At 65.3% G+C, this 24,283-nt stretch carries 13 protein-coding genes; 6 read left to right on the forward strand and 7 right to left on the reverse strand.

Annotated features, from left to right (window positions below; genetic code table 11):
- Positions 1-128 precede the first annotated feature (128 nt).
- Both GJ700_RS22095 and GJ700_RS22100 read left to right on the forward strand, forming a co-directional pair.
- Positions 129-740, forward strand: a complete 612-nt coding sequence (locus GJ700_RS22095) for a PEP-CTERM sorting domain-containing protein (protein ID WP_154377933.1) — start codon at positions 129-131, stop codon at positions 738-740.
- Positions 741-768: 28 nt separating this feature from the next.
- Positions 769-4,347 carry a pectinesterase family protein gene (locus tag GJ700_RS22100; RefSeq protein ID WP_154377935.1) on the forward strand — a complete coding sequence of 1,193 codons (3,579 nt, stop codon included), beginning with the start codon at positions 769-771 and terminating at the stop codon, positions 4,345-4,347.
- A gap of 8 nt (positions 4,348-4,355) precedes the next feature.
- On the opposite strand, the gene GJ700_RS22105 is transcribed toward GJ700_RS22100, so the two are convergent.
- The 7 genes from GJ700_RS22105 to GJ700_RS22135 are packed head-to-tail and all read right to left on the reverse strand — an operon-like array spanning position 4,356 to position 12,417.
- Positions 4,356-7,514, reverse strand: coding sequence for an efflux RND transporter permease subunit (locus GJ700_RS22105; RefSeq protein ID WP_154377937.1), 3,159 nt, complete (start codon positions 7,512-7,514; stop codon positions 4,356-4,358).
- Positions 7,511-8,803, reverse strand: coding sequence for an efflux RND transporter periplasmic adaptor subunit (locus tag GJ700_RS22110; RefSeq protein WP_154377939.1), 1,293 nt, complete (start codon positions 8,801-8,803; stop codon positions 7,511-7,513). The genes GJ700_RS22105 and GJ700_RS22110 overlap by 4 nt, the downstream gene beginning before the upstream one ends.
- A gap of 16 nt (positions 8,804-8,819) precedes the next feature.
- Entirely contained in the window at positions 8,820-9,230 is a 411-nt protein-coding gene (locus tag GJ700_RS22115) for an ExbD/TolR family protein (RefSeq protein WP_154377941.1), read from the reverse strand.
- Positions 9,230-9,967 carry a MotA/TolQ/ExbB proton channel family protein gene (locus GJ700_RS22120; protein ID WP_154377943.1) on the reverse strand — a complete coding sequence of 246 codons (738 nt, stop codon included), beginning with the start codon at positions 9,965-9,967 and terminating at the stop codon, positions 9,230-9,232. Before GJ700_RS22120 ends, GJ700_RS22115 begins: the two co-directional genes overlap by 1 nt.
- Before the next feature lie 55 nt (positions 9,968-10,022).
- Complete coding sequence (locus GJ700_RS22125) at positions 10,023-10,811, reverse strand: energy transducer TonB (RefSeq protein WP_154377945.1); 789 nt, start codon at positions 10,809-10,811, stop codon at positions 10,023-10,025.
- Positions 10,812-10,847: 36 nt separating this feature from the next.
- On the reverse strand, positions 10,848-11,942 hold the full coding sequence (locus GJ700_RS22130; RefSeq protein WP_154377947.1) for a cytochrome b/b6 domain-containing protein: 1,095 nt from the start codon (positions 11,940-11,942) through the stop codon (positions 10,848-10,850).
- A gap of 13 nt (positions 11,943-11,955) precedes the next feature.
- On the reverse strand, positions 11,956-12,417 hold the full coding sequence (locus tag GJ700_RS22135) for a rhodanese-like domain-containing protein (protein ID WP_154377949.1): 462 nt from the start codon (positions 12,415-12,417) through the stop codon (positions 11,956-11,958).
- Positions 12,418-12,843: 426 nt separating this feature from the next.
- Between GJ700_RS22135 and GJ700_RS22140 the strand changes: the two genes are divergently transcribed.
- The 4 genes from GJ700_RS22140 (at position 12,844) to GJ700_RS22155 (ending at position 24,261) form a co-directional block, all read left to right on the forward strand.
- The gene (locus GJ700_RS22140; protein WP_154377951.1) at positions 12,844-15,690 is read left to right on the forward strand and encodes a TonB-dependent receptor; all 2,847 of its coding nucleotides are present in this window, start codon (positions 12,844-12,846) and stop codon (positions 15,688-15,690) included.
- 207 nt (positions 15,691-15,897) lie between these two features.
- Entirely contained in the window at positions 15,898-18,657 is a 2,760-nt protein-coding gene (locus tag GJ700_RS22145) for a TonB-dependent receptor (protein WP_154377953.1), read from the forward strand.
- Positions 18,658-18,897: 240 nt separating this feature from the next.
- On the forward strand, positions 18,898-21,720 hold the full coding sequence (locus GJ700_RS22150) for a LamG-like jellyroll fold domain-containing protein (RefSeq protein WP_195763975.1): 2,823 nt from the start codon (positions 18,898-18,900) through the stop codon (positions 21,718-21,720).
- Positions 21,721-21,915: 195 nt separating this feature from the next.
- Positions 21,916-24,261: a DUF1549 and DUF1553 domain-containing protein gene (locus tag GJ700_RS22155; RefSeq protein WP_154377954.1), complete on the forward strand. Its 2,346-nt coding sequence runs from the start codon at positions 21,916-21,918 to the stop codon at positions 24,259-24,261.
- Positions 24,262-24,283: the final 22 nt, after the last annotated feature.

The following is a 24,283-nucleotide window of genomic DNA, read 5'->3' on the forward strand; positions in this document are numbered from 1 at the left end:
CTCGGCCATCTTCATGCGCCCTCGTTCATGAGGCACGGGCCACGCGAGGTGGCCCGACCGCGGCCGGCTGACAACACGGCCGCGTTACCCATCCCTCACAAGCAGTTCCTGACCTACAAGGAGCAACAATGAAAATACGGGAGACACTCGTCCGCACGGCCATCGCACGCACGGCCATTTTCAGCGCCCTCGCCGCCATGGCCGCCCCGGCCCAAGCCACGCCGCTGCCGCTGCAAAATGCCGTCATTACCGCCACCTATAACGGCGACGGCGCCGCCATGCTGGGCCTGGACCAGGGCTTTGCCGCCGTGCCGGGGTCCAACACCACCGCCATTTACCCCAGCGGCGCGGGCGTGGAATTCTTCACGGCCGACGCCCTGTTCGGCTTCGACTTCAACGACGACGGTTCGCTGACCATCTACAACAATGCCCCCGTCCCCACCGGCAGCTACAGCTTCCGCTTCGATTTCGGCGCGTCGCTGGCCGCGCCACTGACCAGCTTCACGCTGGCCGAGATGACCGGCGTGGCGGGCATGCCGCTGCTGTCGCTGCTCGATGGCGGCCGTGCGCTGGGACTGGACCTCAGCGCGTTGAGCTGGGAAGACGGCTACGGCACCATCACCGCCAATGCGGGCAACGCCGCAAGCCCCGGCGCCGGCGTGCCGGAACCGCGTACGGCCGCCCTGCTGCTGGGCGGCCTGGGCATGCTGATGCTGTCGCGCCGCCGCAAGACGCTGTAATCCGCGAACCCGACCACAGGAGTCGAACATGAAACACTGGAGTTTCAGGGCCGCGCTTTGCCTGCCCGCCATGCTGGCCGCCGGCCTTTGCACCACCGTGGTGCCATCCACCACAGCCGCCGTGACTGACGCTGCACGCCAGGCCGCCCCCGCCGACGGCTGGGCAAGCCAGGCTGGCGGCACCACCGGCGGCGCCAATGCCGCCGCCGGTTTTATCTATACTGTCACCAACCGCGCGCAATTGCTGGCCGCATTGAACAATGGCGGCAGCAACGCGAAAATCATCAAGCTGGTGGGCGCCATCGACATGAGCGAAGGCGTGCCGTTTGCGAACACGGGCGACCAGGCCATCCGCGGCGCCATCCGCATGAAGAGCAACACCACCTTGATCGGCGACGGCGCCAGCGCCGGCATCGTCAATGGCCATATTATCGTCAGCAATGTCAGCCAGGTCATCATCCGCAACCTGAAGATCGTCAATGCGTGCGACGTGGGACCGGTCTGGGACCCGACCGATGGCGCCACGGGCAACTGGAATTCGGCCTATGACGGCATCGGTGTTTCGCAATCGGACCATGTGTGGATCGACCACAATACATTCACCGATACGCCGAACACGGACGATTTGCTGCCCATTGAGAATGGCAAGACCAGGCAATGCCATGACGGCGCGCTGGATGTCACCAATGCGTCGGATTACGTGACCGTGTCGTACAACGTCTTCGGCCAGCACCACAAGAACAACCTGATCGGCTCCAGCGATTCCGCCAGCGCCGACGAGGGCAAGCTGCGCGTGACCTTTGCCAATAACGTGTTCCGCGACGTCACCAACCGTGCGCCGCGCGTGCGCTACGGCCAGGTGCACATGCTGAACAATTACTTCACCGGCAGCAAATCGCACGCCGTGTATCCGCACGATTACAGCATCGGCCCCGGCTACAACGCGAAAGTACTCTCGCACGGCAACGTGTTCGAGATCGCGGGCGCGACGACGTGCGACCACGTGGTGAAAAACCCGGGCGGCACACCGACCGGTACATTCAAGGACACGGGGTCGCTGGTGAACGGCGCGGCGCTGTCCGGCTGCACGGTGTCCAGTGCCGTGACGTGGACGCCGCCGTATGCGTTCTCGCCGCGGCCCGTGGCGCTGGTGAAAGCCAATGCGCTGGCGCAGGCCGGTAGCGGCAAGCTCACCACCGCCATTACCGGCACGGGCGACGTCAGCACGGATCCCGGGCTGACGCAGACTTGCCCTGCCACGGGCAATGGCCTGTATTTCTGCGACGATTTCCAGAACGGCTCCAGCGCCAACTGGGACTTGCTGCCGGTGGCGGGACCAAACGGCACGTTCAGCGTGAAGGCCGAAACCATCGGTGGCGCCAACAAGGTGCTGCAATACACGGCCGCCACCACGGGCGGCGTGCTGGCGTTGCTCAAACCCGAGGCGCTGGCCGCGATCCCGGGCGCCGACTATTATGTGGAAGCGCGCATCAAGCCGCTGACCAACAGCACCACCGGCAACAAGCAGCTGTACCTGGTGGCGCGCTACAGCAATGCCAGCAACTGGTACGGGGCGGGCCTGAACGTGCAAAGCACGACGGCGTCGACCCAGGTGGAAATCGCCAAGATGGCGGCGGGTTCGCTGAGCCGCCCGAAGCAAGTGAAAAAGCCGATCCAGATGGATGCGCAGTTCTATACGGTGCGCTTTGAAATGATCGCCGGCACGCTGACCGTCTACCTCGATGGTGAATCGCTGGGCTCCGTCACCGATACGTCGTTCACGGCACGGGGGCTGGTGGGTCTATATACCGCCAATAAATCGTTCCAGATCGACGACGTGCGGATCGGCGATCCCCGTTTAAAACCATCGCAACTGGCACTGAATCCCGCCATAACCACGTATGCGGCCGAAGCCGGCGATGCGCCATTGCCGGTCGCCGTCACGGCGGTGAAGCCCGATGGTTCGGCCGACACCTTCATGGCCAGTTCCAGCAACCCGGCCGTGGCGGCCGTGGGCATCAATGGCACTACACTGACGGTGACGCCGGTGGGCGCAGGCACGGCGAATATCGTCGTCACCAGCGATGGCGATCCAACCCTGAAACGCAGCATCGCCGCCACCATCAGCCCGCAATTCGTGCAGCCGACGCAGACCTATACGCTGACGGGGGCTTCGCCTGCCGTGGCGCAAGCCAATGTCAATGTCGACGCCAGCCTGAAGCTGACCTTCGACAACCCGCCCTCGTTCGGCTCGGGGGGCACCATCCGCATCTTCCGCAAAGTGGACGATGCGCTGGTGGACACCATCAAGCTGGCCGGCGAGACGGAGGAAATCGGCTATGCGGGCCAGGCGCTGGTGCGCAAGGTGAACACGACCCCGCTGTCCATCAACGGCAATACGTTGACGATCCGTCCGCACGCCAACAAGCTGGCCTACGGCGTCGAATACTACGTGGCGATATCGAATGGCGCCATCACGGGCGCCACACTGGGCGGCGTACCGTTTGTCGGCATCGGAAAACTGGGCGGCTGGTCCTTTGCCACGCGCGCAGCGCCACCCTTGGCGGACGGCGACATCGCCGTGGCGGCCGACGGCAGCGGCGACTTCGATACCGTGCAGGGTGCCCTGAACTTCATCATGAAGGAAATGGACAAGGCGGCCCCGGTCACCGTGCGCGTGAAAAACGGCCAATACCAGGAATTGCTGTACCTGCGCGGCAAGGATAACGTGACCATACTCGGCGAGAGCCGCAATGGCGTGGAAATCCGCTACACCAACCATGACACGCTGAACACGGGCAGCGGCGCAAGCCAGGCGGCGGGCACCAACGCCACGCCGGCCGGCGGCCGCGCCGTGCTGCTGGTGGAAGCGTCGGACATGCTGCGGCTGCAATCGCTGACGATCCGCAACACGACCTTGCGCTCGCCGTCGATTTCCGCCCAGGCCGAGACGCTGTACTTCAACAACGACAGCGGCCGCCTGATCGCAACGGACGCGAATTTCTTCAGCGAGCAGGATACCTTGAACCTGAAGGGCTGGTCGTGGTTCTACCGCACGCTGGTGGCGGGCAACGTGGACTTCATCTGGGGTTCCAGCCGCGCCGCGCTGTTCGAGGAAAGCGAAATCCGCTCCGTGGGCGACACCACCAGCACCACCAGCGGCGGCTACGTGCTGCAGGCGCGCGTGGCCAATGCGGCGGACAAGGGTTACGTCTTCCTCAACAGCACGCTGACGCACGGCCCCGGCCCGGGTCCGCTGCACGGCGACATCCCGAACGGCGCCACCTACCTGGCGCGCAGCGCCGGCAGCACCAGCACGTGGGACAACATCGCGTTCATCAACTGCCGCATGGACAGCCACGTGGCGGCGGTGGGCTGGGCCGGGCTGGGTGTCAACGGACAGCCGGCGCCAAACCCGGTCACCGCGACGGCCGCCAGCGGCTGGCGTGAATATGGCACGACGGACCTGGCGGGCAACCCCGTCAACCTGGCCACGCGCGTCGGCGGCTACCAGTTGAACGCCACCGACGTCGCCGCCAGCTTCGCCACCCGCGCACTGGTGTTCTCCGCCTACAACAGCAACGCTGGCTGGGACCCGCAACCGTAAAAACCGGGTCAGGCGGCGTCGCGTTCGGGAACCAGCACGGGCTGCGCGGTCACCGGCACCGCGGCGCCGGTCTGCGCCGCCAGTTCCGCGTCCGTCAGCGGACCCGTGCCGCTGTAGCGGTCCAGCGCCAGGTAAATCACGGGCGTGATGTACAAGGTCACCACTTGCGAGAACAGCAAGCCCCCCACCACCGCCACGCCCAGCGGCTGGCGCAGTTCCGCTCCCGCGCCCAGCCCGAACGCCAGCGGCACGGCGCCCATCAGCGCCGCCAGGGTCGTCATGATGATGGGGCGGAAGCGCTGCAGGCAGGCCTGGCGGATCGCTTCGTCCGGCGGCACGCGCTGCGAACGCTGCGCATGCAGGGCGAAGTCGATCATCATGATGGCGTTCTTCTTGACGATACCGATCAGCATCAGCACGCCGATGGTGGCGATCAACGTCAGCTCCATGCCGCACAGTTTCAGCGACAGGAACGCCCCCACCACGGCGGACGGCAAACCCGCCAGGATCGTCACCGGATGGATCCAGCTTTCATACAGCACCACCAGCAGCACATAAATCACCGCCAGCGCCACGAACACCAGCACCAGCTGGCTGCCCTGCGTTTCCTGGAACGTGGCCGCCTCGCCACCATAGCGCGTGATCACGGATGGCGGCAACTGCACTTCGCGTCCGATGTCCGCGATCTTCGCCGTCGCTTCGCCCAGCGCCACGCCCGGCGCCAGGTTGAACGACAGTGTGATGGCCTGCAATTGCCCCTGGTGGTTCACCGCCAGCAGCCCGGCCGTACGCTCGACCGTGGCAATCGACGACAGCTGCACCAGCGTGCCGTTGGCGGCGCGCACGGAAACCTTGCCCAGCGCTTCCTGGTATTCCTTGTCGAGCGCTTCCATCAGCACCGCGTAACTGGCGCTGGGCGCATAAATGGTCGATACCTGCCGCTCGCCAAACGCCAGGTACAGAGCGCTGCGCACATCGGCCATGCGCACGCCCAGCCCTTCCGCCTTGTCGCGGTCGATGCGCAGGCTGGCCTGCAAGCCCCGGCTCTGGCTGTCGCTGGTCACGTCGCGGAACATCGGATCGCCACGCATGCCCTGCTGGATTTTCTCAGCCCAGGCCTCCAGCCCCTCGGGGCTGACGCTTTGCAGCGTGTACTGGTAGCGGCTCTTGCTGCTGCGCCCCCCGATCTGCAAGTTCTGCATGGGGCTCAGGTAGACGGCAATGCCCGGCACCGCGCGCGCTTCCTTGCGCAACGCCGCCAGCACTTCCTGCATCGGCGCCCGCTCGCCGCGCGGCTTCAATGTCAGGATCATGCGCCCGCTCGATGCCGTATTGCCGCCGCCCGGCCCGCCCGGCCCGGTGAACGACAGCACGCCCTGCATGGCGGGATGGTTGCGGAAACGCTCCGCCACCTGCGACTGCAATGCCAGCAAGGCCGTGGGCGACACGTCTTCCGCGGCTTCCGTCGTGACGCGGATGCGGCCCAGGTCTTCCTCGGGGAAGAAACCCTTCGGCATGTCCTGGTACAACGTCACCGTCAGCGCCACGCTGGCCAGCGCACCGCCCAGCACCACCAGCCGGTGCCGCAGGCTCCAGTCCAGCGACACGCGGTAGGCATGCGTCAGCGCCGCGAATCCGGCCTCGAACGCCCTTCCCAGCCAGCCGCCGGACACCACGCCCGCATCGGCATCTTTCGGCAATAAACGGCTGGCCAGCATCGGCACCACCGTCAGCGACACCAAGGCCGACACCAGCACCGCCAGCGACACCACCACGGCAAACTCCCTGAACAGCAAACCGATCACGCCCGGCATGAAGAAGATCGGGATGAACACGGCCACCAGCGACACGGAAATCGACACGATGGTAAAGCCCATTTCCCGGGCGCCCACCAGCGCCGCCTTCATCGGAGTTTCCCCCTTTTCCGTGTGGTGCACGATGTTTTCCAGCACCACGATGGCGTCGTCGACCACCAGCCCCACGGCCAGCGTAATGCCCAGCAGCGACACGTTATTCAGGCTGTAGCCGCACCATTGGAACAGGATCATCGCGCCCAGCAGCGACAGCGGCAAGGTCACGGCGGGAATCACCGTGGCCGCCAGCCGGCGCAGGAACAGGAAGATCACCATCACCACCAGCGCCACCGTCAGCGCCAAGGTGACGTTGACGTCGTGGATCGCTTCGCGGATCGACAGCGAACTGTCGCCCGACAAGGTCACGGAAATCGACGACGGCAATTGCGCCTGCAGGCGCGGCAACAGCTTGCGCACCGCGTCGACCACCGCCACGGTATTGGCGTTCGGCTGCCGCTGCACTTGCAGCACCACCGATTGCGCACCGTTGTAGCTGGCCGTGGTGCGCACCGACAGGTAACTGTCTTCCACTTGCGCCACTTCCTTCAGCCGCACCGGCAAGCCGTTGCGGGTGGCGACGATCAGTTCGCCGAATTGCGCCGCCTTCATCAGCTTGCCGTCGGCCTGGATGGTCAGTAATTGCTGCGGCCCTTCGATCACGCCCAGCGGCGAATTCGCGTTGGCGGCACGGATCGCGGCCGCCAGTTCATCGAGCGTCATGTTGCGCGCCGTGAGCTTGTCCAATTGCGCCTTGACGCGCACGGCAAAGCGCTTCTGCCCGTTGACGTTCACCTGCGCCACGCCCTCCAGCGTGGCGATCGACGGCGCGATCAGGTTTTCCGCATAATCGTTGAGTTCAGCGAGGCTGAGCGACGGCGCATTGAGCACGATGAACAATGTCGGTCCGTCCGCCGGATTGCTCTTGCGGTAAGACGGCAATTCCGTGACTTCCTGCGGCAACGCGCGCTGCGCCCGCAGCAGCGCCGCCTGCACGTCCAGTGCCGCCACGTTGATGTCGACGGACGGATCGAATTCCAGCGTCAGCGACGTGGCGCCGGAACCGCTGGACGACGTGATCAGGTTCAGGCCCGCGATGGTGGAAAACTGCTTTTCCAGCGGCAGCGCCACGGACGACGCCATGGTTTCCGGGCTGGCGCCCGGCAAGTCCGCGTTGACGTTGATGACGGGCGTGTTATAGCTGGGCAGCGCGGCCACCGGCAATTTCAGCACCGCCAGCACGCCCGCCGCCGCCAGCGCCAGCGCCAGCACGATCACCATGGCAGGACGCCGGATGCACAGTTCGGACAAATTCATGCCGCGCCTCCCAGTGCGGCCAGCGTGGCGCGGCTGTCATTGCCGCCCTTGTCGATCCGGACCTTGACCCCGGGCCGCAAATTCTGCTTGCCTTCGACGATCACCTGCTCGCCGGCTTCGATGCCCGCCACGGCGGCCTTGCCGCCGAAAGCGTGCAACACCTTGACGGGACGGGACTGCGCCTGCTGTTCACCGTCCACCGTGAATACCCGCGCGCCATTGCCGCTGGTGACGATGGCCGCCAGCGGCACCACCACGGCCGCGCGCAAGTTGTCCAGCGTGACTTTCGCCTGCACGAACTGGCCCGGCCACAATTGCGACGCATTGTTGGCGAATTGCGCCTTGACGCGGATGGTGCCCGCCTGGGCGTCCACCGCGCTGTCGATAAAGCTCAGGCGCCCCGCATAGCTGTGCGCCTCCTGTCCCGGTCCGCTGGACGGCACGGTGGCGCTGACCCTGGCGCCGCCCGCCTTTTGCCCGTCCAGCAAGCCCGGCAGGCCGCTTTCCGGCACGGTGAAGCTGACGGCGATCGGGTGCATTTGCGTCACCGTCACCAGCGCCGCCGAGGCCTGCGCCATGCTGCCCGGATAAACATTGATGACGCCGATGCGGCCCGACGACGGCGCGCGCAGCACCGTGTGGCCCAGATCCACCTGCGCCGACCGCAGTGCCGCGCGGTCGGCCTGCACTTGCGCGCGGGCGGCTTCGGCCTGCGCCTGCAAGCTGTCGGCCGCGCTGGCGGAAATGAATTTTTGCACCGCCAGTTCGCGCGAGCGGGCCGCCTGCCGCTCCGTGTCGGCCAGCGTGGCTTCGCTGCGCACCAGGCGCGCCTGCGCCTGGTCCAGCGCCGCCTGCTCCGCGCGGTTATCGAGCGTAAACAACAATGCGCCAGCTGCCACGTTTTGTCCTTCTTTCACGTGCACCTGGCGCACCACCCTGCTGACCTGCGGGCGGATTTCCACCGTGGACAGCGGCACCACCGTGCCGTTGGCCTGTATTTCCACTGCCACGTCCTGCTGCTGCGCGGCCGCCAGCCGCACCAGCGGCGGGCCACCGGCGCCGGGACCGCCGCGCCGTCCGCCGCCTTCCCTGGCGCCCTGCGGTTCCCCCTTGCCACCGGCACGGGCGCCATCCTGCGCGCCCGCCGCGGTGGCGTCCTTCAACCGGCCCGGGGCCTGGCTGCCGCCGGCCCAGTACCATCCCGCCGCGCCGACGGCGGCGGCCACCGCCGCCACCGCCAGCACCTTGCGCCCACCCTTGGTACGGGCGCGTTCCCTGATGATTGTCATGCTGTTCCCGTCCCGGCTAACTTGCCGGCTCCGTCAGCACCGACAGCTTGCTGACACCGGAGCGCTGGATATGGGCAATCACCTGCGCCACCGCGCGGTAAGGCACCGCCTGGTCAGCCTGCAGGCTGAGCGCCAGCTCCGGATCCGTGCCCACCAGGGTGCGCAATTCCGGTTCCAGCGCATCGAGCGTGACTTCGCGCTTGTCGATAAAGATACGGTTCTCGCCGTCCACGCTGACCGTCACGCTTTTATTCGGCGTCGCCGGCGTGGTGGCCGCGGTTTTCGGGAGGTTGATCCGCACCGCGTTATTGAGCAGCGGCGCCGTGAGGATGAACACCACCAGCAATACCAGCATCACATCCACCAGCGGCGTGATGTTGATCTCGCTGACCACGTCGCTGCTATCCCTGCCTGTCGTGAAAGCCATTATGCGTACACTCCTGCCGGCAAGCCGGCTGCCAGCGCGCCCTGGGCCGCCGTGTCGCGCACGGGCGTCTTGCCTGCGGGAGCGGTGGAAACGCGGAAGTTGTTTTTCTGCGCCAGGTTGACGAAGTCCGTCGCGTAGTTGTCCAGCTCCGCGGCCGTGACTTTCAGGCGGCGCACGTAGAAGTTAAACGCCAGCACGGCAGGCACCGCCACGGCGATACCGACACCGGTCGCGATCAGCGCCTCGCCGATCGGTCCGGCCACCACGTCGATGCTGGCCGAACCGCTGGCGCCGATGGCGCCCAGCGCATGGATAATGCCGAACACGGTGCCGAACAGGCCGACAAACGGCGCGGTCGAGCCGATCGATGCCAGCACCGCCAGGCCGCTTTCCAGCGACTGGTATTCCTTCTGGATTTGCTGGCGCAGGTAGCGCTCCAGCAGCTCGCGGCGATCCCAGCTGTGTTCCAGGTCGGCGCTGGCGTCGGCATCGCTGACGTACAGCGCTTCAAAGCCGACTTCCGCCAGGCGCGCTTTCGGGCTGGCGCCGCTGGGCAGCGCCGCGGCGGCGTCGAGCGAGCTGGCGCTCCAGAAGGCCTTGCCGAATGCCTTGTCGCGCTTGCCCAGGCGGTAGTGCTGGATCCCCTTGGCGGCGATCAGCACCCAGGTCACGACGGAAAACGCCACCAGCGCGTACAGGGAACCCTGCACGATCAGTTCGAGGTAATGGGATTGCATGGATGATTCCTTTCAGTTGATACGATTAATTCAATGCGATTGATTCGAAATGGCGTCAGGACAGCTTGAAGTTCAGCGGCACCTTGACCCAGCCGTCGATCGGCGTCTGGCCGCGCCGTGCGGGCTCGAACGCCCAGCCCTGCACCGCCTTGACTGCCGCGTCATCCAGGATCTTGTGGCCGCTGGATTTATCGATGTTGATGGTGGAAGGTTTGCCGGTGGCCAGCACCTGTACCTTGAGAATGACTTGCCCCTGCAAGCCCCGGTCCTGCGCCAGCGCGGGATATTCCGGCGCCGGGTTGTTCTTGTAGCCGGCAAAGCCGCGCGGCTCGGTCACCGGCTCCGGTGGCGGCGGGGCGGGAGGCGCGGCCACTGGCGCCGGCGGCGCGGGTGGCTGCGGCGTCGTCGCCACCGCCACGGTGTCCGCCGTCGGCGGGCCGGAATCGACCACGTTGCGTACCACCGGCAACGGTTGCGGCGCCGGCGCCTGCTTCACCACTTGCGGCTGTGGCTGCGGCTTGGGCGGCTCGGGCGGTGGCGGCGGCGGGGGTGGCGGCGCGAATTCCAGCGCCAGCGGCTCCGCCTTGGGTGGCGGCAGCTTCGCGTCGGCCGGCAGGTTGTGCACGCCGACGATGATGGCGGCATGCAGCAGCACCGCGGCGCCGGCCAGGATGGTCAAGCCGGTCTTGTTGTACAGCCCCTGTTTCAGCAAGTCCGGGCGCACTGCCGCCGCAGTGGGCAACGCCTGCGCCGGCTGTACCGCGGGGCGCGTCGCACGGCGCGCTTTGGCGCGGCGCGGCGCATGGGAGGCGGAATGAAAACTGTCGAATGTCAGTGTCGTCATGGGATACCTTTCTTGAATCCGGAAGTGAAGGCGCCGTTACCACGCGGGCGCCGGGCTGGATACAGGTGCGGAAACCGGGGTGGCGCCCTGGGGCTGCGCTGTCGTCGATGCCGTCGATGCGGTGGCCGGCGCGCTGTCCTGCGCCAGCCCCGCACCGCTGGCAAACGCCATCGCCACCACGGCCACGCCGAGCGCGCAAGCCAGCGCGGTCCAGCGCCACGCATTCACGCCCTGCACCTCGCTATCGGCCTCGCTGGCCGCATCCGCTGCGGGCAGCTCCTTCCAGCCCGTCACCATGGGTTTGACCAGGTTGGTCTTGCGCACCAGCAGATAAGCGGCAATGGCCAGCACATGCAAGGCAATCAACCCCATCAAAACGTAGGCCAGTTGCTGGTGCAATCCCGTCAATTGCAGCGAGCGGGCTTCATCGACCAGTTGCGCCAGCGGGCCCTGGAAGGAAATCTCGTCAGTGCCGACCAGCCCCGTTCCCGCCTGCACTGCCAGCAGCGCCAGCAGCGCGAACACCGACAAGGCGCCCAGCGGGTTGTGGCCATGTCCGCGCCAGTTGCCGCCCAGGTAGGCGCGCAGGCGGCCCGGCGTCGGTGCAAAATTCGCAAAGCGCGCATGGGCAGCACCGGCGATACCCCACACCAGCCGGAACGCGACCAGCCCCACGATGGCAATACCCGCATAGCCGTGCACCGGCATCCAGTCGCCACCCACCAGTCCCGTGGCCAGCGCCAGCGTCACCGACAGCACCAGCGACCAGTGGAACAGCCGCGTGGGCAAGTCCCATACGTGGATGCGTGCCGGCTGAACGACGGCGTCACAGGCACAGGCGCCATCCGTCACGGCCCGGGCAATGTCTCCCGCGTGGCCGGGTGGAATCGCCCGCGCATGCAGGCCGCGTACCACGGCGCCACTGTGCACCGGCTGCACGCGGACCGCGCCCGGCTGGCCACTGCGGGCGGCGGCGCCACCGGCGCTGGCCAGGTAAGCGGCCGATGCCGCCTTGCTGGCGCGCAGTTTGGCTTTCGCCACGCTGCGCAGGCTCTTACGTACTTCCTGTGCCGGCTGCGCAGGCTGCGCACCGTCACCGGCATAGGCCCTGGCGAAGAACTTGCTGCTCATACCGCTATCCGCCTTACTGCTGCGCCGTCACTGGCTGGGCAGCCTGCGCGGTCTGGCGTGGCGCCGGCGGGGCGACGCGGGTGATCTTGCCGCCCTGCGCCTCGTAATCTTCCGAACCGGTGGCGCCGGCCACCTTGTAGCCTTTACTGGTCAGCAGGTCGCCCACGGCGCCCGCGCGGTGCGCATGATTGGACACGGTGAGGATCACGCGGTCTTTCGGGATATACGACAGATGCTGCTCCACGTCCTTGGCCTGCACGTTCAGGTAGACAGGGAAGCTGCCCTTGGCCGTCAGCTCATCGGGACGGCGCACGTCGACCACCAGCAGTTTTTCCGGCGCGGCCAGCAACTTGTCGACGTCCGCCCGTTCCAGTTGCCTGGTCTTGTATTTCCACGGCTGCGGGGCTTGCTGGGCCAGGGAGGATGCGGCCGACAGGGCCAGAGTCAGGGTGATGGCGGTTTTCAAAGCGTTCATGGTGTTTCCTTCCTGGTGGTTGCTGTGCAGTGCGCGATTCGCACCGCTGTCGCAGGGGACTATTGCAACTAGCGTGCCAGTGGCTGGAAAACGCCCTGACCGGGACGCACCTTCGCCCCATAACGCCCGCCGTTACTGGCTTTCCACGATTTCCAACTGGGCGCCCGAGCACCACATTGGCAGGATCGTCTCTGGTGCCAGCCCACCATGCCCACCGGCAGCCCTGTTGAGAATTCAACAGGGCGCAACAGCGGCGCCACCTGACGTTGCGGCTTGTTGCATCTTCATCAACGCCGCTGGCCCGCTGCTGCGCCGCCATCAGCGCGTACCGGGCCTGTTTTGCGTTTCGCCTGCAACGGCGGGCTTTCCGCCAGTGGCATGGTCTTTGCGACGCATCAGGCATTCATCACAACGAAAGCGTCATCCATGCATAAGCAAGCTCAGTTCCGTCATATCCCCCGTCACCATGCTTCCCGTACCCTCCGTTTGCTGCCGGTCGTCGCACTGCTGGCCGGCGCCGGCTTCAGCGCGCAGGCCGCCGGCCAGGCAGCCGATGCCGGCGTCGCCGAATTGCGCGCCGAGATTGCCCGCATCCAGGCTGAAAACGCGCGCCTGAAGGAAGCGCTGGCCGCGCAAGGCGCCAATGCCGCCACCCCGGCAACCGCGCCAGCCGCTTCCCCCGCAACAGCGGCGGCAACGCCGGAAGAAGAACCACAGGCGCTGGGCGCCGTCACCGTGCGGGGCCGCAAAAAGATCGAAACCCTGAAGGAAGTGCCGCTGTCGATTTCCGTGGTCAGCGGCCAGGAACTGGACCGTGAACTGGCGCAGGATTTGTCGGCCATCACCAAACGCGGCGCCAATGTGCAGTTCAACCAGAACAACACGCGCGGCGCATCGCTGTCGGTACGCGGCCTGGGCAAGCGCTCGTTCACGGAAACGCAGGATCCCAGCGTGGGCGTGGTGGTCGACGGCGTCAGCTACGGCTTGTCGCAACTGGCCAACTTCGACTTTTATGACGTCGAATCCGTCGACGTGACGCGCGGCCCGCAAGGCACGCTGGGCGGCAAGGGCGCCAGCTCCGGTGTCGTCAGCATCAATACCCGCAAGCCGTCGTTTTACCCGACCGCCGACTATTCCATCACGTACGGCCAGAATGAAACCGTGATCGGCAAAGCCAACCTGGGCGGCCCCGTCATCGATGAATTGCTGGCGTGGCGCGGTTCGTTCATCGTGCACCGGGCGCGCGGCTTTTACGACAACAATTTCGACCACAACTACAGCCTGTACAACAAGAACCGCGTCAGCGCCCGCACCCAGTTCCTGTTCACGCCCACCAGCACCTTCAATGCGCGCATCAGCCTCGACGTGGAACCGCGCGCGCCGCAAGTGCAAAACGGCCTGACGTTTTACAAGAACCAGCCGGACCGGTTCGCCGACGGCAGCCTGACCGACCCCAGCGGCACCAGCACCCGCGCCAAGCTGACGGGATTTACCAATGCCAGTGGCGCGTTCACCGGCCCGCGCGCATGGTTCAACGGCCGCTCGTTCAATGGCGCGCCCTACACGTATGAAGCCAACTATATCGGCGACGACAACATCAACTTCAACGAAAACCAGGGCCAGACCGTGCATAACAAGGGCGGTTCCGCGGAGCTGACGTGGGATTTGCCGGGCCATACGTTCACGTCGCAGTCTGCCGTGCGTATTTATTCGTTCGATGCGCACAACGACGAAGGCACGCCGTTCGATATCAGCCGCAATGGCGGCGGCGGCGTCGCGTACCGCCAGTTCACGCAGGAATTCAAGCTGAAGTCCAAGCCGGGCGGCGTGCTCGATTACACGGCGGGCCTGTTCCATATCCGCACCGACGACGACATCGCGTCGAAATCCGGCTGGGGTTCCGACGCGGGCGCGTGGTTCGCCACCACGGCGCAGTACAACACGCTGGAGCGCAATGCTGGCGCCAATCGGGGTGCGGGCCTGGCGCTGCTGAAAGATTCGCTGGACGATTTGATCGTCAAGGGCGATACGGTGGTGCACACCAGGAGCAATGCGCTGTTCGGCAACGCGACCTGGCACGCGTCGGACAAGCTGAATTTGACCGGCGGCCTGCGCGTCACGCGCGAAGACCGCACCACCACCGATACCCGCGTACTGTCCGCCAATGGCGCCGGCGCGGCATTGAATCCCGTGTCGGTGCGGGGCGTGGCGCTGGGCGGCTTCAACAGCGCCGCCAGCGGTGCGCTGGCCACCGGCAACAGCGCGGCACAACTGGCGCTGGCCGATGCCATCGCCAGCAAATACTACGGCGCCGCGATCACGCCGGTGCCGGGAGCGGCCTATGCCAGCCTGACGGCGGCCCAGCAGGCGCAGGTCGCAGCCGCCAAGGCGCTGCGCGCGGGGCAGATCGGCCAGCTGATTTCCGGCATCCAGGCCAAATACGACGACACGCTGTATACCGCCACGCTGGCGCCGTCATACCGCTTCAGCGACCAGTACACGGCGTACACGTCGTGGCAATACGGCGAAAAGTCCGGTTCCGCGCTGAACGTCAATGGCGCCAATGCCAATGTGCGGCCTGAAAAGACCCACGCGTTCGAGATCGGCCTGAAAACCAGCCTGCCGCAATATGGCCTGGTGCTGAACACGGATTTGTTCCTGATGAACATCCGCGACTACCAGTCCGCCGTGCGCGTGGTCGACGAATTCACCACCGCCACCAACATCGCCAACAACCAGGCCAACCCGATCGCGTATGTGACGGCGCAGGGCAATGTGCCGAAGGCGCGCGCCAGGGGCTTTGAAATCGACGGTGTCTACACGGCGATCCCGAACCTGTCGATCCGCTTCTCCGGCGCATGGAACGATGCGCGCTACGTCAGCTTCCCGCAAGCCGCCAAGCCCGACGAACTGGCTTACCTGCCCGGCGCCTACGTCGACCAGAGCGGCCTGGCCTTGCCCGGCGCCGCCAAATGGACGGGCAACCTGGGCGCCGAGTACCGCAAGCCGTACAACGGCCGCGAATACCACGCCAGCTTCAATACCGCGTTCACCAGCCGCTATAACAATACCGACACGCTGTCGTCGTATGGCTGGGTCAGCGGCGGCGCCATTACCGACCTGTCGTTCGGCGTGGCGTTCAAGGGCGGCTTCGACGTCAGCCTGACCGTCAAGAATGCGTTCGACAACCGCAACCACGAACCGGCCTGGGTCAGCTATTCGCCGAACCCGTATCCGCGCTGGTATGGCATCACGTTCAGCGGCAAGCTGTAAGGCGCCGCCGGCACGTGACCATATGCATATATCGTTTTCGTCATGAACGGATCGCACCACTGAAGTAGACAGTAATAAGGCGGCGCTGTTGCTGATGCAGCAGCACCGCCGTGATTTTCCACGGATATGCTGGTTTTGCGCGGGTTTTCGGCTTGGCACGCCAATTGCAGAGGTAAGGCTGTTCTCTTGTTCAATGAAAGCCTCGCAATGACGACTCAAGCACAATACCGTACCGCCCTGCCCTTCCGTTTGTCCCCTGTCGCGGCCACATTGGCTGGCGCCGCCATGCTGGCATCGGCGCCGCTCTATGCTGCCGAACCGACCGTGGCCGAACTGCAGGCGGAAATTGCGCGACTCAAGCAAGTCATCGCAGCTCAGAATCCTTCGGCCGCACAGGGTGCGCCGGCGGCTGTCGCTGCGCCCGCACCTGCCGCCGTCGCCCAGCCCGCACCCGCCGCCGAAGAATCCGAAACCCTGGGCGAAGTCACCGTCCGCAGCCGCAACCGCCTGGAGCGCTTGCAGGACGTGCCGTTGTCCGTGTCCGTCGTGACCGGCAAGGAACTGGACCGCCTTCAGGCCACCGATATCAAGTCACTGACGCAACGCGCCGCCAACGTGTCGTGGAACCAGGGTAACCAGCGTACCGCCAGCCTGGCCATCCGGGGCGTCGGCAAGCAGGGCCAGACCGAGGCGCAGGATCCCAGCGTCGGCCTGATCGTCGACGGCGTCAACTACGCGTACAACGCACTGTCGTCCAGCTTCGACTTCACCGACGTCGACGCGGTCGAAGTCACACGCGGTCCGCAAGGCACGCTGCTGGGCAAGAACACCAGCGTGGGCGTGGTCAACGTCACCACGCGCCGCCCGTCGTTCACACCGGACGCGTCGTGGTCGCTGACCATCGGCCAGCAGGACACGGTGCAAGGCCGCTTCGCCGCCGGCGGACCGATCGTCGACGGTTTGCTGGCCTACCGCGCCAACCTGTCCGTCAGCAAGGGCGAAGGCGACATCAAGAATGCGTACAACAAGGACATCACGTACACCAACAAGGACCGCGTATCGGGCCGCCTGCAATTCCTGCTGACGCCGGATTCGTCGTTCAGCGCCCGCGTCGCGCTCGATGCGCAGCCGCGCGCCGGCGAAACCTATAACGCGCGCACCATCAACACGCCAACGCCGGCCGTCTATGCGAATGGATCCGTCAACACGCTGGCCACCGATCCCGCGGTGCGCCTTGCGCGCCGCTGGTTCACGCAGCAAACGGGCTATACGTACCAGGACAACTTCCTCAACGAGAAAACGCACCAGGTCAATAACGACAACCAGCGTCCGCTGGTCACCGGCAGCAATGGCGCGGCGGCGGAGCTGAACTGGTACCTGGACAAGTTCAACATCACGTCGATCACCGCGTACAAGGATTACCACTTCAACGCCACCAATGACGAAGGCACGCCGTTCGACGTGCACCGCAATTCAGGCGGTTTCTGGAACGATTACCGCCAGGCCACGCAGGAATTGCGCATCTCGTCACAGCCGGGCGGCTTTGTCGATTACCAGGCCGGGGTCTTCCTGATGAAGGTCGATAACCAGGCCGACTACCGCCGCGAATGGGGCAATGACGCGGGCGCCTGGTATGCCAACGCGGCGCAATACAACCGCCTCGACGCCAATGCGGCGGGCCGCTACCTGCTGCAAAATTCGCTGGACCGCTTGCAGATGTCGTTCAACTCGCCGGCCGGCACGCAGGATATCCGCAACAAGAGCGCCGCCATCTTTGCCCAGGCCAACTGGCACTTGTCCGATCCGCTGACCGTCACCACGGGCCTGCGCTTCACCCGCGAAGACCGCCGCAACAAGGGCAGCACCCTGGTTAACAATAATGGCAATGCGCCGGAACTGAACCCGGTTGCCGTCAACGGCGTGGCTTTCGGCGGTTTCGCCAGCGCCGCCAACGGCTCGCTGCTGGCATCCAACAGCGCCGCGCAAATCGCGCTGGCCAACAGCGTGGCCAGCAAGTACTTCGGCGTGGCGCAATACAGCGCGCTGACGGCGGCCCAGCAACAGCAGGTGGCCGACGCGAAAGCCATCCGTGCTTCGCAAATCGGCGTGATCTTCGCGCCGACCGAAGCGGAACCGTTCAAGGATACGCTGCCGGCGTTCGTGATCAGCCCTTCGTACAAGTTCAACAAGGACCTGACCGCGTACGCGTCGTGGCAATACGGTGAAAAAGCCGGCATTTCACAGCTGACCAATGGCGTGTCGAACCTGGTGCGCAAGGAAAAAACCAATGCGCTGGAAACCGGCATCAAGTCCGCGCTGCTGGACCGCAAGCTGCTGATCAACGCCAACCTGTTCCTGATGAACATCAAGGATTACCAGCAGGCGGTGCGGGTACTGGACGTCTACACGACGAACCTGAACAACGACGGCCAGCTGTACTACACCACGGCCACCGGCAACGCGCCGAAGGTGCAAGCCAAGGGCCTGGAATTCGACGGCGCCTATTCCGGCATCGCCAACACCACACTGCGCTTCTCGGGCGCTTACACGGATGCGCGCTACAAGGACTTCAAGCAGTCCGCGCAGCCGGTGGAAAACGGCTATGCCGGGGCCGCGCCTTACCGCGACGTGACGGGCCAGGCGCTGCCGGGCGCATCGAAGTTCACGTTCAACGTGGGCGTCGACTACCAAAAGCCGGTCTTCACGGACAAGGCGTTCCACGCCAGCTTCAACACGGCATACAACTCGCGCTACAACGCGGACAACACGCTGTCCAGCTATGGCTGGGTGGGCGGCTCGGCCATCACGGACCTGTCCGTGGGCCTGGGCACGCGCAGCGGGTCGTTCGACGTCAGCGTGATCGTCAAGAACGCCTTCCAGAACGATGCGCCGCTGACGAAGACGTGGAACAGCTACACGCCTGCCGTGCCGCGCTGGATCGGCCTGGTGGTGAGCGGCAAGCTGTAAGCCGGGCCGCCGCCGGCACGTCATCATTTCGTGCAAGTGCATTTATGTTTTTTCGCACAACCCAGTGAGATGTTGCTGCAAGGCAATTTTCACTGACATAATCGGCCCGTCGTTTGCTACGGGCCCACATCGTCCTGGCTGCGAGCCAGGGTGGCAATCGGGGTACGCGACAGCAGCAAAGCGCAGGCCGGGCGGCTTTTCGCCGCTCCGGCATTCCTCCACCACACTGACTCGCAGACTATGCCGAAGACCAAACAAACTCTCTCCTCCAACCGCAGGGCCTTTTGCGCCAACACGCTTGGCTTGCTGGCGCTCGGTCCCCTGGGCGCGCTCGGCCTGAGCGGATGCGGCGCGGGCGCCGACGCCGGCGAAGTATCCGGCCAGGCCGCGCCGAAGCGGCAAGGAGCTCCCGGCGCCTTTACCCACCCCGGGCTGCTGCATACGCAGGCCGATTTCGACCGCATCAGCCAGAAAGTCGCCGCCCGCGCTGCGCCGTGGTTCAGCGACTGGCTTCTGCTGCTTCAAAACAACCTGGCCAGCAATACATGGAATCCCGATGCGCGCCCGGTCGTGTACCGCAACGATGGCGTGCATGGGGATAACGTGCAAGTGCTGCAGTGGGACGTCATGGCGGCCTACCTGAATGCCTTGCAGTGGAAGATCACGGGTAACACAGCCGCCGCCGATACCGCCGTGCGCATCCTGAATGCGTGGGGCTCGACCCTGACCGCCATCAATACCACGGATGGCCATTACGACGGCTTCCTGGCCGCCGGCCTGCAGGGCTACCAGTTCGCGAACGTGGCGGAAATCATGCGCGGCTATTCCGGCTGGGCCGCAGCCGATATCGCCACCTTCCAGCAAATGATGCTGAACGTGTTTTATCCGATGGTGGGGGCCAGCAACAATAACCTGCAAATATTTTCCAGCTGGGATTTATGCGCGATTGCCGCCTCCGTGGCGATCGCGGTGCTGTGCGACGACCAGGCCAGGTTCGACGACGCGGTGCGGCGCTTCCAGCATGGAACGGCCAATGGCGCCATCGCGCAAATGACGTATTACATCCACCCCGGCTACCTGGGACAAACGCAGGAATCCGGACGCGACCAGGGCCACAACACGCTGAGCATCGCGCTGGTCACTGTCATTTGCGAAATGGCGTGGAACCAGGGCGTCGACCTGTATGGCTACGATAACAACCGCGTGCTGGCGGCCTGCGAATATACGGCCAAGGGCAACCTGATCCAGTCCGGCTCGACGTATTACACGGTGCCGTTCGCGCCCTATGCGATACAGGGATTTTCCACCACGACCTTCGCCACTGGCGGCCAGGGCATCCAGCGCCCGGCATGGGCGCTGATCTACAACCATTATGCCAACCGCATGGGCCTGGCCGCCCCGTATACGAAAAAGTTCTCGCAACTGGTAGCCCCGGAAACCGGCGGCAGCTATCCGCAGGGGGGCGGCACGTGGGACCAGCTGGGCTACGGCACGCTGCTGTTTACGCGCGACCCGCTGCCGGCGGACGCGCCGCCAAGCGGGCTGACAGCCGTCACCACCGCCGGCCAGGTCGTGCTGTCGTGGTGGGGCAGCACCAACGCGACCAGCTACAACGTCAAGCGCGCCACCGCCCCCGCCGGACCGTACACGGTGATTGCCACCGGCATTACCGACCTGCTGACCTATACCGACCGGGGCCTGGCCAACGGCACCTACTACTATGTGGTGACTGCCGTCACGCCGTCCGGCGAAACCGCGGCGTCGAACCAGGCGCAAGCCGTGGCGGGCAGCAAGCTGCACACGTTGCTGGCGTTTGACGAAGGCGCCGGCGCCGCCGCCGGCGACACCAGCGGCAACGGCCACGGCGCTGCGCTGGTCAACGGTGCGGCATGGGCGCCCGGCAAGGGCGGGCAAGGCAGCGCCCTGGCGCTGAACGGCGGCGGCGCCTACGCCAGCCTGCCGGCCAACCTGCTCGACACTGTCGGCGACTTCACCATTGCCGCCTGGGTGTATTGGAACGGCGGCCAGACCTGGGCCCGGATTTTCGATTTCGGCACCAATACGCTGCAATACATGTTCCTGTCGCCGCGCACCAGCCGGGGCACGATGTGCTTCGCCGTCACGCTCAATGGCGGCTTCGGCGAATGCATCGTCGACGCCCCGGCCCCGCTGCCGGCCGGCCAGTGGACCCATGTCGCGGTGACGCTGTCCGGTACCGACCTTGCCATCTACGTGAACGGCACGGTGGTGAAGACCGCCAGCGGCGTCTTCATCCCGCCGTACCAGCTCGGGCACACCACGCAAAACTGGCTGGGCCGCTCGCAATATTCGGGCGACCCGACCTTCAACGGCATGATCGACGACTTCCGCATTCTCCAGGGCGCCGCCAGCGCGGCGGACATTGCCGCGCTGTGCGGCGCCACCAGCAATCTGCACACCTGGCTGACGTTCGGTGAAGGCGGCGGCGCCACCGCCGCCGACGCCAGCGGCAATGGCCACACCGCCACCCTGGCGGGAACTGCGGCCTGGACGGCGGGCCGGCAGCCGCTCGCCAAGGCACTGTCGCTCCCTGGCGGCGGCGCCCATGTGAGCCTGCCCGCCGGCCTGGTCGACAACCTGTCCGACTTCACCATGGCGGCATGGGTGTACTGGAATGGCAACCAGACCTGGGCGCGGATCCTCGATTTCGGCAGCAATACCACGCGCTACATGTTCCTGTCGCCGCGCACCGGCCGGGGCACGCTGGGATTTGCCATCACCACCAATGGCAGCAGGGCGGAGTACCGGGTCGACGCCCCCGCCCCGCTGCCGAGCGGGCAATGGGTGCACGTGGCCGTCACGCTGGCCGGCGCGGACTTCACCATCTACGTCAACGGCGTGGCAGTGAAGACTGCCAGCGGCGTCAATCTGCCGCCGCTGCAACTGGGAACCACCACGCAAAACTGGCTGGGGCGTTCGCAATTTTCGTCGGACCCTTCGTTCAGCGGCAAGATCGACGACTTCCGGATTTACCGGGGCGCCGCCAGCGCGGCGGACATCGCCGTGCTGGCTGGCGCACAGTAGCCCTGATCCGAAGGCCGGCCCTGCTGCTGATCCAGCAGCAGGGCTGTTGCGATTGTGTATTCCGATCATCACCCTGATCATTTGGCGGCACATGTATTATCTTTAAATTCAATTAGTTAGCAGTTTGCAAGACGCTGGCACGGCAGTTGCTCTTAATGGTTCAGTTACGAATCCATTCCACAGGAGCCTCAGCCGATGAAACTGAAAGCCATCACCATTGCCATACTGTTAGCCACCTCCACTGCCGTCACCATCGCTGCGGACGAGAAAGCCGCAGCGGACACCAAGGTTACCCCGCTCAACACTGCGGCCACTGCCAACAAAGCCTGGCAGTACACCCCGGTCCAGCGGCCGGACATCCCGGCAGTCAAACAGAAGGCATGGGTGCGCTCGCCGATCGACGCGTTCGTGCTGGCCAAGCTGGAGCAGAAGAACCTCAAGCCTTCGCAGGATGCGGACCGTGCCACCTATATCCGCCGCGCCACGCTCGATACCTGGGGCGTGATCCCGACGCCGGAAGAAGTCCACGCCTTCGTCAACGACAAGTCGCCCAACGCCTATGAAAAGCTGGCCGACCGCCTGTTGTCGTCGCCGCACTTCGGCGAGCGCCAGGCGCGCCGCTGGCTGGACCTGGCCCGCTATGCGGACAGCGCAGGCTTCCAGAACGACAACACCCGCCCGAACAATTACCGCTACCGCGACTACGTGATCAACGCGTTCAACAGCGACAAGCCGTTCGACCGCTTCATCAAGGAACAGATCGCGGGCGACGAACTGTTCCCGGACAGCCAGGAAGCGAAGATCGCCACCGGCTTCCTGGCAGGCTACCCGGACAACTCGAACTCGCGCGACCTGGTGCAGCGTAAATACCAGATCGCCACCGACATGACCGACACCGTCGGCGAAACCTTCCTCGCGTCCACCATCGGTTGCGCGCGCTGCCACAACCACAAGGCGGACCGCGTCAGCCAGAAGGAATACTTCCAGCTGCAGGCGTTCTTCGCCAACACCAGCTTCGACGAGAAGGTGCCGGCACAGAAAGGCGAAGCGGAACTGGCGTATGAAAAGCAGCAAGCCGCGTACCGCGCCGCCACCAAGGACATCCGCGACAAGCAGAAGGCCATCCTCGACACCGTGCGCGAAGCGGGCGTCAAGTACCACAAGGAACGCTACCTGACCGACAGCCGCGAATCCATCTTCAAGCCGGAAGCGCAATGGACGCCGCTGGACCGCTGGGTCAACTTCCGCCTGAAATCCGTCAGCACGGAAAACGACGTCGTGCAATACCTGCGCCTGACTGCGGAAGACAAGGACAGCCCGGACTACAACCCGGAAAACGTGGAAAAGTGGAAGCAATACCAGAAGCTGACGGCGGAATTGCGCAAGTTCGACAAGCAGCGTCCGGAACGCGGTTCGCTGTTCTACACGGCGGCAACGGAACTGGGCCACCCGGACGCGCCGCCGACCCACGTGCGCTTTGGCGGCGTGCATGAAGCGCCGCTCGATCCGGTGGAGCCAGGCATTCCTGCCCTGTGGGCCAATGGCGCGAAAGTCGAGATCAAGCCGACCGCCACGTCGTCCGGCCGCCGCACGGCGCTGGCGAACTGGCTGGCCAGCGAAAACAATCCGCTGACGGCGCGCGTGTTCGTCAACCGCGTGTGGAGCCAGTATTTCGCCAACGGCATCATCTCGACGGTGGCGGACTTCGGCCGCGCCGGCCAGAAGCCAACCCACCCTGAATTGCTGGATTACCTGTCGGCCGACTTTGTGAAGAATGGCTGGAGCATCAAGCAGCTGCACCGCCAGATCCTGCTGTCGTCGGTGTACCGCCAGTCGTCCGCCGAACGCGCCGACGTGGCCGCCGCCGATCCGGACAACAAGCTGCTGGCCGTGTATCCGCGCAAACGCCTGGAAGCGGAACAGATCCGCGACTCGCTGCTGGCCGCGTCCGGCCGCCTGGAAGACAAGCTCGGTGGCCCGGCCGTGTTCCCGAAAGTGCCGTCGAACTTCAGCGCCGGCAACCTGTGGACCGCGTCCAACGATCCGCATGACCAGAACCGCCGCAGTATCTACACGTTCGTGCGCCGCAGCGTGCCGTATCCGCTGACGCAGAACTTCGACCCGGCCGATCCATCGCAAGCGCACCACAAGCGCAACGTGACCACCACGCCGCTGCAGGCGCTGGCCCTGTTCAACAGCGACGTGGTGCTGAACTGGTCGCAGGCGCTGGCCGGACGCGTGATTCGTGAGGCAGGCACCGATGAAACCGCGCAGTTGAACCGCTTGTACGAAATCCTGTTTGCCCGTACGCCAAGCAAGGCGGAACGCGCCACGCTGAAGGAATTCCTGGACCGCCAGGAAAAAATCATCCTGGCCCGTAACTCCGGCGACAAGGCCGACAGCAAGAACGACGGCAAGTTCGAGGTGGCGGTGCCGACCGGCCTGAAAGCCAACCAGACCGTCAATCCGATCCGCGCCGCGGCGCTGGTGGACCTGGTGCACACGGTGGCCAACTCGAACGATTTCGCTTACCGCTTCTGACCTCACACAACCAACCACCGAC

The organism is Pseudoduganella rivuli, assembly GCF_009674485.1.
In the GTDB taxonomy this organism is placed as follows: domain Bacteria; phylum Pseudomonadota; class Gammaproteobacteria; order Burkholderiales; family Burkholderiaceae_D; genus Rugamonas; species Rugamonas rivuli_B.

What these genes read in the sequence shown, in the direction of transcription:
- GJ700_RS22110 (WP_154377939.1), bottom strand. Translation starts at nt 8,803, where the DNA reads ATGACAATCATCAGGGAACGCGCCCGTACCAAGGGTGGGCGCAAGGTG.
- GJ700_RS22120 (WP_154377943.1), bottom strand. Translation starts at nt 9,967, where the DNA reads ATGCAATCCCATTACCTCGAACTGATCGTGCAGGGTTCCCTGTACGCG.
- GJ700_RS22140 (WP_154377951.1), top strand. Translation starts at nt 12,844, where the DNA reads ATGCATAAGCAAGCTCAGTTCCGTCATATCCCCCGTCACCATGCTTCC.
- GJ700_RS22130 (WP_154377947.1), bottom strand. Translation starts at nt 11,942, where the DNA reads ATGAGCAGCAAGTTCTTCGCCAGGGCCTATGCCGGTGACGGTGCGCAG.
- GJ700_RS22145 (WP_154377953.1), top strand. Translation starts at nt 15,898, where the DNA reads ATGACGACTCAAGCACAATACCGTACCGCCCTGCCCTTCCGTTTGTCC.
- GJ700_RS22150 (WP_195763975.1), top strand. Translation starts at nt 18,898, where the DNA reads ATGCCGAAGACCAAACAAACTCTCTCCTCCAACCGCAGGGCCTTTTGC.
- GJ700_RS22095 (WP_154377933.1), top strand. Translation starts at nt 129, where the DNA reads ATGAAAATACGGGAGACACTCGTCCGCACGGCCATCGCACGCACGGCC.
- GJ700_RS22135 (WP_154377949.1), bottom strand. Translation starts at nt 12,417, where the DNA reads ATGAACGCTTTGAAAACCGCCATCACCCTGACTCTGGCCCTGTCGGCC.
- GJ700_RS22125 (WP_154377945.1), bottom strand. Translation starts at nt 10,811, where the DNA reads ATGACGACACTGACATTCGACAGTTTTCATTCCGCCTCCCATGCGCCG.
- GJ700_RS22115 (WP_154377941.1), bottom strand. Translation starts at nt 9,230, where the DNA reads ATGGCTTTCACGACAGGCAGGGATAGCAGCGACGTGGTCAGCGAGATC.
- GJ700_RS22100 (WP_154377935.1), top strand. Translation starts at nt 769, where the DNA reads ATGAAACACTGGAGTTTCAGGGCCGCGCTTTGCCTGCCCGCCATGCTG.
- GJ700_RS22105 (WP_154377937.1), bottom strand. Translation starts at nt 7,514, where the DNA reads ATGAATTTGTCCGAACTGTGCATCCGGCGTCCTGCCATGGTGATCGTG.
- GJ700_RS22155 (WP_154377954.1), top strand. Translation starts at nt 21,916, where the DNA reads ATGAAACTGAAAGCCATCACCATTGCCATACTGTTAGCCACCTCCACT.